The organism is Streptomyces sp. NBC_01390 (genome assembly GCF_045040105.1).
Taxonomy (GTDB): domain Bacteria; phylum Actinomycetota; class Actinomycetes; order Streptomycetales; family Streptomycetaceae; genus Streptomyces.
This window is the reverse complement of the sequence record NZ_CP109551.1, coordinates 1,228,630-1,240,895: the sequence shown is the minus strand read 5'-3', so window position 1 is coordinate 1,240,895 and position 12,266 is coordinate 1,228,630. Positions and strand designations below refer to the sequence as shown.

General features: G+C 70.0%; 7 protein-coding genes. 5 read left to right on the top strand and 2 right to left on the bottom strand.

All coding sequences use genetic code 11. The annotated features are described in order from the left end of the window. Window positions 1-202: 202 nt before the first annotated feature. Window positions 203-1,231: a LacI family DNA-binding transcriptional regulator gene (locus tag OG241_RS05255; protein ID WP_405813949.1), complete on the bottom strand. Its 1,029-nt coding sequence runs from the start codon at window positions 1,229-1,231 to the stop codon at window positions 203-205. Window positions 1,232-1,461: 230 nt separating this feature from the next. On the opposite strand from OG241_RS05255, the gene OG241_RS05250 reads away from it, so the two are divergent. From OG241_RS05250 to OG241_RS05230, 5 genes are all read left to right on the top strand, one after another. Beyond that, a complete protein-coding gene (locus OG241_RS05250) occupies window positions 1,462-2,796 on the top strand; it encodes an ABC transporter substrate-binding protein (protein ID WP_405813947.1) in 1,335 nt (444 codons plus the stop codon). Between the two features lie 115 nt (window positions 2,797-2,911). Further along, window positions 2,912-3,871, top strand: a complete 960-nt coding sequence (locus tag OG241_RS05245; protein WP_405813946.1) for a carbohydrate ABC transporter permease — start codon at window positions 2,912-2,914, stop codon at window positions 3,869-3,871. Between the two features lie 43 nt (window positions 3,872-3,914). Beyond that, window positions 3,915-4,736, top strand: a complete 822-nt coding sequence (locus OG241_RS05240; RefSeq protein WP_405813945.1) for a carbohydrate ABC transporter permease — start codon at window positions 3,915-3,917, stop codon at window positions 4,734-4,736. 33 nt (window positions 4,737-4,769) lie between these two features. Further along, complete coding sequence (locus OG241_RS05235) at window positions 4,770-6,713, top strand: glycoside hydrolase family 127 protein (RefSeq protein WP_405813944.1); 1,944 nt, start codon at window positions 4,770-4,772, stop codon at window positions 6,711-6,713. Window positions 6,714-6,802: 89 nt separating this feature from the next. Next, window positions 6,803-8,959, top strand: a complete 2,157-nt coding sequence (locus OG241_RS05230) for a beta-L-arabinofuranosidase domain-containing protein (protein ID WP_405813943.1) — start codon at window positions 6,803-6,805, stop codon at window positions 8,957-8,959. 71 nt (window positions 8,960-9,030) lie between these two features. Here OG241_RS05230 and OG241_RS05225 read toward each other — a convergent pair whose 3' ends face one another. Then, on the bottom strand, window positions 9,031-12,237 hold the full coding sequence (locus tag OG241_RS05225) for a glycoside hydrolase (protein WP_405813942.1): 3,207 nt from the start codon (window positions 12,235-12,237) through the stop codon (window positions 9,031-9,033). Window positions 12,238-12,266: the final 29 nt, after the last annotated feature.

The window sequence follows — 12,266 nt, the reverse complement described above, 5'->3', positions numbered from 1 at the left end:
TGCCTGACAGACGTGTGGTCGCGATGGCGCCGACGTTCATGAACCCGGAGAGCACAGAAAACGGACCTGAAAGGTTTTCGCAACGTAGGAGCGACCTGATGATGTGTCAAGAGAGCTCGGTGAGACCCGAGTTCGCCGAGTCGGCCGCCCCACCCGGATCAGGGCACGGGTGCGGCGCTGAAGGCGCTGACACGGACTCGGTTCAGGACAGGGGTGCCGTCGAGCCCCTGATGACGACCCGGCAGGGCAGGGACTCCGTGCCCGAGCGCCGTACCCCGCCGATCGCGCTGAACAGGGCGTGTGCGGCGGCCCGCCCGACCTCTTCGAGGTTCAGGTCGACGCTGGTCAGCGGCGGCCGGGCGCCGGAGGTCAGGACGTGCCAGTCGTCGAAGCCCATGACCGACACGTCCTCCGGCACCCGACGGCCACGCTCGCGCAGGACCTCCATGACCCCGCGCGCTATCTGGTCGTTGCCGCACAGCACCGCGTCGACCTCCGGATGCCGGTCGAGGAGCAGCGCGGTGGCGGCCCGCCCCCAGCCCTCCGACCAGGCCCCGAACCGCGGTTCCTCGACGGGAGCCAGACCGGCGTCGGCGAGCGCGGCCAGGGCCCCTTCGGCCCGCTCGCGCGCTGCGAGATAGCCGGGGTCGCCGGTGATGTGCGCGATCCGGGTGCGGCCGCACGCCAGCAGGTGTGCCACGGCGATCCGGCCGGCGTCGACGCTGTCGGGGACGATGGACAGGTCGGCCGGATCGTCGGACGGGGCGTACGCGTAGACGACGGGGACCGGCAGTTCGGGGCCCAGGGACGGACGCGGATCGGTCCGGCTGCCCACCACGATCAGACCGTCCACCCGGCGCCCCAGCAACGCCCTGACATGGTGCTGTTCGCGGATCGCGTCCCCGCGGGCGTCGCAGAGGAACACGGCGACCTCGCCCGCGCCGAAGGCGTCCTCGGCGCCCATCAGGATCGGGATGCTGAACCGGCCCTCCAGGTCGCTGGTGAGCAGACCGACCGTGCCGGTTCGCCCGGCGAGCAGGCCGCGGGCCAGCTGGTTGGGGCGGAACGACAGCCGCTCGGCCGCGTCCACCACCCGCTGCCGGGTCTCGGCGCGCACCTGGCTCCGGCCGTTGAGGGCCTTGGACGCGGTGGCGATGGACACGCCCGCCAGGCGGGCCACGTCGCTCAGTGTGGTGGGCTGCGAACGAGAGGGGCCGGTGGCCTGTGCCATGGGGTGAACTCCTTCTCTCGCCCTGCGTGCGTAAACCGTACGCGAGCTTGTTTCGGTCCAGGCGCGTTCCGCGTACTTCCACGGTTTTCGGTGGACGTCCGTGCCGAACCTCCGACTTCCCTTCTGTGCAAGGGGATTGACGGGCAGTGAGCGGAGTCCCTACGTTCAGAAAGCCTTTTCGGCTTCTTTTCGGCGCAGAACCCAGCAGAACCCACACGAGGGGGATCGTTATGGGGAGCACGACCGGGCCACGTGGACACGGACGTCGACGCCTCCGCAGACTCGCCACCGGTGCCGTCGCGGTTCTCGCCGCCGCGAGTCTGGTCACGGCCTGCGGCTCCGGGGACGACGGCTCGGACGGAGGGGGAGGAGGCGGCGGGGGAGCGGCCGGTGCCACGGGCACCGACGACGGCGCCACGCTGACGATGTGGACCCGGGCGGCAACCAGGCCGCAGAGCGAGGCCCTGGTCAAGGCGTACAACGCGGGCCACAAGAACCGGATCGAGCTGACCGTGATCCCCACCGACGACTACCAGGCCAAGGTGGGCGCGGCGGCCGGGGCCAAGGACCTGCCCGACCTCTTCGCCTCCGACGTGGTGTTCGTCCCCAACTACACCTCCAGCGGCCTCTTCACCGACCTCACCGACCGTATCGACGCCCTGCCCTTCGCCGACAGCCTCGCCCAGTCGCACATCAAGGCCGGCACATACGAGGACCGGAAGTACGTCGTCCCGCACACCCTCGATCTGTCGGTGCTCTTCTACAACAAGGACCTCTACCGGCAGGCGAAGCTCGACCCGGAGAAGCCGCCCACCACCCTCGCCGAGTGGGATCAACAGGCGCGCGCGGTGGACGCGCTCGGCGGCGGTGTCAACGGCACCTTCTTCGGCGGCAACTGCGGCGGCTGCGGTGTCTTCACCTGGTGGCCGTCCATCTGGGCAGCGGGCCAGGACGTGCTGAACAAGGACGGCACCGAGGCGACCCTGGACTCCGCCACGGCCAAGAAGGTCTACGACACCTACCGCGGCTGGGTCAAGGACGACATCGTCGCCCCCGGCGCCCGCGACGAGACCGGCGCCACCTGGACCGGCGTCTTCCCGAAGGGGCAGGTCGGCGTCATGCCGATGCCCTCGACCACCCTCGGGCTGATGCCCAAGAACCTGGACCTCGGTGTCGCGCCCATCCCCGGACCCGACGGCGGAAGGTCCACCTTCGTCGGCGGCGACGCCATCGGCATCTCCGCCACCAGCAAGTCGGCCGACCAGGCCTGGAACTTCCTCGCCTGGTCCCTGGGCGACCAGGCACAGGTCGACGTGGTCGCCGCCCACAAGGACGTGGTGGCACGCACCGACCTCGCCTCCAACAAGTACTCCAAGGCGGACCCGCGGCTGGTGACCATCAACCAGCTGGTGGCGGACGGCCGGACCCCGTACGCCCTGAAGTTCGGCCAGACCTTCAACGACCCCAACGGCCCCTGGCTGAGCCTGATGCGCGACGCCGCCTTCGGCGACGGATCGGACGTGGCCAAGGACAACGAGGCGGTCAGCGCCTCCCTGGCCGACTGAAGGGACAGGGGCGCAGCCCCGTCCCTTCAGGGGCGCGGGGCTGTGACATTGGGCGGCTCCGCCGCGTGGGCGCGACCAGCCCCCACTCACCCGCAGCGCACGGCAGAGGAGAGCCATGCACATGAAGGCGCCCAACCGATCGGCGCCCGCGCACCGGGACCCACCGGTCAACCCTGGAACGCGCACACCGGCCCGCCGCTGGTGGACCTCCCGCAAAACCCAGGGCCTCGCCTATGCCGCCCCCACGGCAGTGTTCGTCACCGTCTTCTTCCTGCTCCCACTGCTCCTCGTCGGCCAGATGTCCCTCAGCGACTGGCCACTCCTGGCCGGCGACCGGGGCGTCAACGCCCCCGAGAACTACACGGACGCCATCGACACCACCCTGTTCTGGCCTGCGGTCCGCTTCACACTCCTCTACACGGTGATCGTCACGGTCGTCCTCCTCGGCCTCGCCCTTCTCCTCGCCCTGCTGGTGCAGGAGTCCCGCCCGGGAGCCGGCTTCTTCCGCACGGTCTACTTCCTGCCCGGCGCCCTCGGCCTCGCCTCCGCGTCCCTGCTCTTCTGGGGCCTGTACAGCCCCACCACCGGACCCCTCAGCCGCATCCTGGAGAACTTGGGCCTCGTCGACGACCCGGTGTCCTTCCTCGGCACCCCGACCTCCGCCCTTCTCTCGACGGTGTTCCTCATCGTCTGGAAGTTCGCCGGGTTCTACATGCTGATCCTCCTCGTGGGCCTCCAGCGCATCCCCCAGGAGGTGTTCGAGGCGGCCCGGACGGACGGCGCGAGCCGGGGCCAGATCTTCCGCTCCATCACACTGCCGCTGCTGCGCCCGTCCCTCGCGCTGACGCTGCTGCTCTGTGTGACCGGATCACTGCTCGCCTTCGACCAGTTCTTCGTCCTCACCAAGGGCGGACCGGACAACAGCACGGTCACCGTCGTCCAGTTGATCTACCGCGAGGCCTTCCAGCGGATGAACCTCGGTACGGCGGCGGCCCTTTCGGTGATCGTGCTCGCCGTACTGCTCCTGCTCAACGCCCTCCAGTTCCGCGGCCTGGGCCGTGCCGACGAGTCATGAGCCGGCAAGAGGCGAACCGCACGCCATCGGAAGGGAGACCACGGTGCTGACCCGCGCCCTCGGCCGTACGCCCTACTACGTCCTCGCCGGAGGACTGGCCGTCGTCTTCCTCTTCCCCCTGGTGTGGAACGCCTGGGCCTCGGTCAGCGGTCAGCCCGGCACCGCACAGGAGTCCGGCTACGGACTCGGCAACTACCGGACCCTGCTCCACTACGACGCGGGCCTGTGGCAGTACTTCCTCAACAGCACGATCGTCTCCGCGCTCACTGTCGCCCTGACCCTCGGGGTGTCCCTGCTGGGCGGCTACGCCTTCGCCCGCTTCGACTTCCCCGGCAAGAACCTGCTGTTCCTGCTGACGCTGGCCATCCTCATGGTCCCGTACGCCACCCTCCTCATCCCCCTCTACGTCCTGCTCGGCCGGCTCCACCTCCAGAACTCGCTGGTCGGACTGAGCCTCGTCCTGGCGATGTTCCAACTACCGTTCGCCACCTTCATGATGCGCATCTCCTTCGAGGCGGTGCCCCGCGAACTGGAGGAGTCGGCGCTCGTCGACGGCTGCGGCACGGCGGGCGCACTGCGCCGGATTCTGCTCCCGGCGGTACGTCCAGGGCTGATCACCGTGGGGCTCTTCGCGTTCCTCGCCGCCTGGAACGACTTCATCGCCCCGCTGATCCTCATCTCCGACAGCGAGAAGGCACCCCTGCCGCTGGCCGTGGCGAACCTGCGCCAGCAGAGCATGGGCGCGGTCGACTACGGCGCCACCGAAGCCGGAGTGGTCGTCCTGGCCGTCCCTTGCCTCCTCGTCTTCCTGCTGCTGCAGCGGCACTACGTACGGGGCTTCATGTCGGGCGCGCTGAAGGGCTGACCGACCGGACGACCGGATGAAAGGCATCAATTGGTGAGCGATAACCGAGAGTTGTCGACCGTGCTGCCCGTGGCACCGACCAGGGGACGACTGCGTCCACTGGGCCTGGACGAGGTCAGGATCACCGGCGGCTTCTGGGACCGGCGCCGGGAGACCAACGCCAACGCCACCCTCGCCCACTGCCGCGACTGGATGGAACGCGTCGGCTGGACCGGCAACTTCCGGGCCGTCACCGACGGCCGCATCCAACAGACCCGGCGGGGAAGGGAGTTCGCGGACTCCGAGATCTACAAACTCCTCGAAGCGATGGCCTGGCAGACGGCCACGGGCAACACCGGCGCCACGTTCGACGCGGACATCGCCGCACTCACGGCGACTGTCGCCTCCGCCCAGGAACCGGACGGCTATCTGAACACCGCCTTCGGCCATCCCGGACAGCAGCCCCGCTACAGCGACCTCGAATGGGGTCATGAACTGTACTGCTACGGGCATCTGATCCAGGCGGGCGTCGCCCAGGCCCGCACACAGGGCGAGGGCGAGCTGACGAAGGTCGCCCGACGCGCCGCCGACCACATCTGCGCCACCTTCGGCCGAGGCGGCATCGAACGCGTCTGCGGCCACGCGGAGATCGAGACGGCCCTCGTGGAACTCGCCCGGCTGACGGGCGAAGAGCGCTACCTCGACCAGGCCGCCCTGTTCATCGACCGCCGAGGCCAAGGCACCCTAGCCGACGGCGAGTTCGGCCGCGTCTACCACCAGGACGACCTGCCGGTACGGGACGCCACCGTGCTGCGCGGCCACGCCGTCCGCGCCCTCTACCTCGCGTCCGGCGCGGTCGACGTGGCCGTGGAGACGGGCGACGAGGAACTGCTCGCGGCGGTCGGGCGCCAGTGGGAGGCGACGGTCGCCCGGCGCACCTATCTGACCGGCGGTATGGGCTCCCACCACCGGGACGAGGCCTTCGGCGACGACTTCGTCCTCCCGCCCGACCGCGCCTACTCGGAGACCTGCGCCGGCGTCGCCTCCGTACAGCTCAGTTGGCGGCTGCTCCTGGCCACCGGCGACCCCCGCTACGCCGACCTCGCCGAGCGGACCCTGTTCAACGTGGTCGCCACCTCCCCGTCCGAGGACGGCCGTTCCTTCTTCTACGCCAACACCCTGCACCGGCGTCATCGGGGCCCGGCACCCGCTGCCGACGCGGTCAGTCCGCGTGCCGAATCGAGCCTGCGCGCCCCCTGGTTCGCGGTGTCCTGCTGCCCGACCAACGTGGCACGCACCCTGGCTCAGCTCCCCGCCCACCTGGCGACGGCCGACGACCAGGGCATCCAGCTCCACCAGTACGCCGACGCGGAGATAGCCACGTCCCTCACCGGCGGCCACGCCGTCGCCCTGCGCGTCAGCACCGACTACCCGTCCGGCGGCAACGTGACGGTACGAATCGACCGCTCGCTCCCGGGCCACCCCTGGACTCTGTCGCTGCGCGTCCCCGCCTGGACGGAGGGCGCCACGGCCTACCTGGTCGACCCGGACGGAGCCTGCCGTACGGTCGACCCGGGCACGGCCGAGGTCACCCGGGCCTTCCGCCCCGGCGACGAGATCCGGCTCGAACTGCCCGTGGCACCCCGGTGGATCGAACCGGACCCGCACATCGACGCCGTACGCGGCACGGTCGCCGTCCAGCGCGGCCCGCTGGTGTACTGCGCCGAGTCGGTGGACCTGCCGGGCGGGCGTGAGGTGGACACCGTACGAGTGGATCCGTCCGCCGAGCCGGAGGACGGACCGGTCGGCACCGTCGTCGCCCCCGGCGAACTCCTCGCCCAGGACGGTCCGGTCGACGCCGCATGGCCTTACCGGCCACTGGACCGGGCCACCGTTTCCACCGCCGAGCACATGGGAATCGTCCTGGTCCCCTACAACTCCTGGGCGAACCGCGGCCCTTCGACGATGCGCGTGTGGTTGCCGACCACAGAGACATAGACCGGACAGACCATGGACCCGACCAGACCGACCATGGACCGGACAACTGGAGACAGGCCCCCGAACCCCCACGATCGGAGCCCGACGAGATGACTCAACCCCCCACCCGGCGAGGCCTGTTGAGGCTCGCTGCGGGAAGTGTGGCCGCCACACCTCTCGCGTACGCGATCCCGGCGGCGCACGCGGCCCCGGCCCTCCCCGCCTCGCCCGTGTCCGGCACCACCCTTCCCGCGGCAGCCCCGTCCACCTGGGCCGTACAGCCATTCCCGCTGGACCAAGTCGCCCTGGGCGACGGTGTGTTCCGCCGTAAACGCGATCTGATGCTGGAGTACGCCGGGTCCTATCCGGCCGACCGCATCCTCGCCGTCTTCCGCGCCAACGCGGGGCTCGACACCCGTGGCGCGCAGCCGCCCGGTGGCTGGGAGACCGCCGACGGCAACCTGCGCGGCCACTTCGGCGGTCACTTCCTCACCCTCGTCGCGCAGGCGTACGCCGACACCCGGGAAGCCGCGCTGAAGACGAAGCTCGACTACCTGGTCAGCGCGCTCGGCGAGTGCCAACAGGCCCTGGCGGACCACGGATCGCCCAGGCCCAGCCACCCCGGATTTCTGGCCGCGTACCCGGAGACGCAGTTCATCCTGCTGGAGAGCTACACGACCTACCCGACCATCTGGGCGCCTTACTACACCTGCCACAAGATCATGCGCGGCCTTCTCGACGCCCACACCCTGACCGGGAACCAGCAGGCACTGACGATCGCCTCGAGGATGGGCGACTGGGTGCACAGCAGGCTCAGCCGGCTGCCCCAGGCGCAGTTGGACCGTATGTGGTCGATCTACATCGCCGGTGAGTACGGCGGCATGAACGAGGTGCTGGCCGACCTGTACGCCCTCACCGGCCGGGCGGAACACCTCGCCGCCGCCCGCTTCTTCGACAACACGGCGCTGCTGGACGCCTGCGCCGACAACCGGGACATTCTCGACGGCAGGCACGCCAACCAGCACATCCCCCAGTTCACCGGCTACATCAGGCTGTTCGACCACACCGGGGAGGCCGAGTACGCGGCTGCCGCCCGCAACTTCTGGGGCATGGTCGCGGGCCCACGGACCTACAGCCTGGGCGGCACGGGCCAGGGGGAGATGTTCCGGGCGCGGAACGCGATAGCGGCGACGCTCGGCGACAACAACGCCGAGACCTGCGCGACGTACAACATGCTGAAACTGAGCCGCCAGCTCTTCTTCCACACCCCCGACCCCGCCTACATGGACTACTACGAACGGGGCCTGACCAACCACATCCTCGCCTCCCGCCGGGACGCCCGCAGCACGGTCAGTCCCGAGGTCACCTACTTCGTCGGCATGGGGCCCGGGGTCGTGCGGGAGTACGACAACACCGGTACCTGCTGCGGCGGTACGGGTATGGAGAACCACACCAAGTACCAGGACTCGGTGTACTTCCGCTCCGCCGACGGCAACGCGCTGTACGTCAACCTGTACCTCGCCTCCACCCTGCGCTGGCCGGAGCGCGGCCTCGTCATCGACCAGACCAGCGACTTCCCGAACGAGGGGGTACGCACCCTGACATTCCGCGAGGGCGGCGGCAGCTTCGACCTGAAGCTCAGGGTGCCATCCTGGGCCACGGGAGGCTTCACCGTCACGGTCAACGGGGTCCCGCAGCAGGCTGGAACCGTCCCCGGCAGCTATCTCACCCTGAGCAGGAACTGGCAGCGCGGCGACCGGATCACCGTCTCCGCCCCCTACCGTCTGCGCGTCGAACGGGCCCTGGACGACCCCACCGTCCAGTCGCTGTTCCACGGCCCGGTCCTCCTGGTCGCCCGGAGCCAGAGCACGACCTTCCGTACCTTCTCCTTCTACAAGGACTTCACCCTGCGGGGCGACCTCGCCGCCTCCGTCAAACCCGAAGGGCGGCCACTGCACTTCACCACGCACGGCCTGACCCTGGCCCCCTTCCACATCGCGGACACCGCCCGCTACCACGCCTACTTCAGGCGCTCCGAGCCCGTCGTCGAGTTCGGCACGGCCATCTCCGGCGTACCGAACCGAGCCCGCGCGGACGGACTGACCTTCCTCGACGTGCTCTGGGCACGGGCTCCCTTCGCCGCCCAGGGGGTCTTCCTGGACGCGGTCCGGGTTCTCGCGGACAACTGGCTGTCCCAGGGCTTGTTCAGCCGGGACGAGCGGGACGCGGTCGTCGCCGCGTCCGTCCGGGCAGACTTGAGGCGCTGAAGGCCGGAAACAAGAGCAAGAGCAAGGGGGAGGGGAGCCGGGCGAGCGGCTCCCGTCTCCTCGGCCGGCCGTCAGCGTCGTACGAGTGTGATTCCGTACGTCGTCGTCCGCGTGCCGTCCTCAGCGGTCACCGTGACGACGGCCCGGGTGCGGCCGTGCTCGCGGACCTTCTCGACCGTGACGTCCGCATACGGGTCGCGGGCCGTCGCCGTGACCTCGGCGCCCGCCGGATCCCCGGTCGCGACCCGGTAGTCGGTCGTGCCCGGGTCGAAGGAGGCGACCGGCACGCCGGCCACCTCGACCGACGCGGCGGCCGAGTCCGAGGAGACGCCTGGAGACTTGGCGTACACCTCGATCTCACTCATCGTCAGATATCCGCCCTGACGTGCCGTCATGACCACCTGCACCCCGGCAGCGGGCCCCGCCGTCAGCGGTACGTCGATCACCGGCGCGCCCTCGGTCCCGACCGGGACGGGGTCGCTCGCGTCGGTCCAAATGTCGGCGCCTGGCGCCCGCACCTGCACCTGCAGGCTCGCCGGGAAGGACGCGCTGGACCCGTCCCGGTAGAAGTGCGCGACGACCCTGCTCAGATCGCGGGCCTTCGGCAGCGTGAACGTGATGGTGTCGGAGGGGTTCTTGGTGTTCCCCGGCTTCCAGTTGGACCATGCCTTCTCGGTCGGGTCGCCGTTGCGCAGCTTCTCCGCGGAGTACCCGCTCTCGGTGAACGTGGCGGCGACCGAGACGTCCGGGTCGGGTGCGATGTTCGTCGTCATCGGCGCCGTGACCTGGACGCGTACGGTCGCGTCGGCCGTCCCGCCGCCCACGATCCGGGCGGTGCCGTGCAGGGTGACGGTCCCGGTCGTGTCGAACGCGCCTTCGGGTGCCGGGTCCCAGGTGACGGGAAGGTCGGTTCGGCCGCCGTTCCTGCCGACGCCGACGACCGTCGCGGGCAGCTCCGGGTGCCCGCCCACGTACGTCTTGGCACGGCCGGGCAGGGTCGAGGCGATCGTGTCGACGGTGACGATCGCCTTCGCGGCGATCGTGTGCCCGAGCGAGTCGGTCGCCTCACCCCTGACCCGTACGGTCCCGGGCTTGCTCCAGGCCCGGTCCGAGGGCAGGTCCCACACGACGGGAAGGGCGTCCCGCGCGCCGTTCCGGAACACCGGCGTCACCGTTTTCGGCAGCTCGGGGCGCAGCCTCGGGACGGTGAACGTCTTCGCGGGCTCGGTGCGCAGCACTGTCTCGTCGGTCACGGCCCAGCGCTGGTTGTCCGCCGAGGTCGGGGTGTACGTCGACACCTTCGTGCCGTCCGTCGAGGACTGCCCGGTGACGTCGAGCAGTCGGCTGGTGGCGGCGTTGACGAACGTCCAGGAGCCGTCGCCGGTGGTCGAAAGTATCCACTGGGCGGCGCTGTCGGACCCACTGTTCGCCGGGTCCGGTTCCGGGTTCTCCAGGACGGCCACGTTGTCGCGCACGGCGAGCCGCTTGCCGGTGGTCGCGCTGATGAGGGCGTAGCGTTCGCGGTTGTCGGTGCCCGGGGTCAACTGCCGTACGGACCAGAGCTGTTGGGGGTTCGCGGCGTCGGTCGTGCGGATGACGACGCCGGCGTTGTCGTCCGACGGGGTGAGCGACCTGCCGCTCTGGGTGCCCTGCAGCCGGTAGACATGGCCGGGCTGGACGAGGGCGGCGTCCTTCGCCACGCCGCTGACACCCGAGACCAGGAAGGTCGTGACCGACTTCGCGGGGACGGTGAGCGTCGCCGACCGGTCGGTCACCGGGACCGGCGTGCCCCGGACTAGCGCGCCGTCGGCGCTCGTGACGACGGGCGTGACGGTGGCCTTCCCCGTCACCCTGCCGAAGCGCGAGAGGTCGAGGGTCACGGAACGCTCGGTCGTACCGCTGTTCACGTGCACCGCCGTCGCCGCACGGCCGGACGCCTTGACTGCGGCGACGGTGGACGGATCGTCGGTCTTCACGAAGTGGTCGCCGGGCCGGATGTAGTGCGTGAAGTTCCGGATGGTGTGGAACTTGGAGTTGGCCTTGACCGGGCAGGTCTCCAGGGTGTCCGTCGCCGTGCAGTTGAACGGGACGTGGATGCTGCCCCAGTTCTTGCCGGCCGCCGCCTGCGGGATCGAGTCCTCGATCGGCTGCCAGAACACCCAGGCGGAGGGCTCCAGTTCACGCATGTCGTCGACCATCCGGGTGGCGATGCCGAGCCCCGGTTCCATGCTCGTGAAGTCGGTCCCGGTGCCCCAGGTGCCCTCGACCTCGCTCATCCACAGCTTCTTTTCGGCGCCCTTGGCGATGTCCCGGGCGCTGGTGCGCATACCGGTGCCGTAGGTGTGCACGTTGAGCTGGTCGACGGCGGCCCGGGCGTCGGCGCCGTAGGCGTTCCAGTTCTGGGTGAAGATGCTCGGGTTGGTCTCGTCCATCGCGGAGACCGTCGCGTGGGTCTTCGCTCCGGCGAGTGCCCTGTCGAGGGCGAGGACGACCTTCTGCTGGAGCGCCGGACCGGCGTGCGCGCCCTCCTGACGGCCACCCGTGGGCTGGCCGTCGGCGCCCAACTGGGTACCCCAGTAGTTGGTGTTGGGTTCGTTCAGCGGATCGATGGTGTCGAATTTGATGCCGTGCCGCTTCTCCATCTCCTCGGTCACCCGCACCAGGTAGGCGGCGAACTGGTCGACCCGGTCCGCTCGGATCTGGTCCGTGTTCGCGTCGAAGCCCCCGGAGACGTACCCGCTGACCGTCTGGAACCAGGGCGGCGAGTTGCTGAACGCCTCCCAGGTGGTCACCTTGTCCTTGATCTGGTCCACCCACCAGCGCTGGTTCGCGTCGGCGTCCCAGTTCCAGTCGTCCGGGTCGTTCGGGTCCCACCAGTCCATGTCCTTCTGGGTGGTGCCCGCGGGGGCCTTCCAGAAGCCCTCCATGGTCGCGCCGGCCTTCATGTAGTCGGTGCGGACGCCGGGGGCGTTGCCGCCGCCGATGTTGTAGCGCGCGATGTTGAGATCGAGCCCGTCCTTGCCGAACAGCATGTCCACCAGCCGTCTTCGGACGGGCTCCGGGTAGCCGCCCGTCGCGTTGGCGAACCAGACGAGACTCGTCCCCCAGCCCTCGAACTCCTGCTGCTGGTACGACGGGTCGATCCGCACGGTGACGGTGCTCCGCGCCGCCGCTTCCGCGCTCGCCGCGGGCTGTGGGACCAGGAGACCCGCGCCGAGTACCAGAGGAACCGCCGGGGCCAGGGCCCGGGCGATGCGATGGCGGTGCCGAGAGGCCACGGCATTCCCTTCCACAGCAAGGAGGCGAA

Coding starts and splice junctions, on each gene's coding strand:
- OG241_RS05245 (WP_405813946.1), top strand. CDS start 2,912: ATGCACATGAAGGCGCCCAACCGATCGGCGCCCGCGCACCGGGACCCA.
- OG241_RS05230 (WP_405813943.1), top strand. CDS start 6,803: ATGACTCAACCCCCCACCCGGCGAGGCCTGTTGAGGCTCGCTGCGGGA.
- OG241_RS05255 (WP_405813949.1), bottom strand. CDS start 1,231: ATGGCACAGGCCACCGGCCCCTCTCGTTCGCAGCCCACCACACTGAGC.
- OG241_RS05250 (WP_405813947.1), top strand. CDS start 1,462: ATGGGGAGCACGACCGGGCCACGTGGACACGGACGTCGACGCCTCCGC.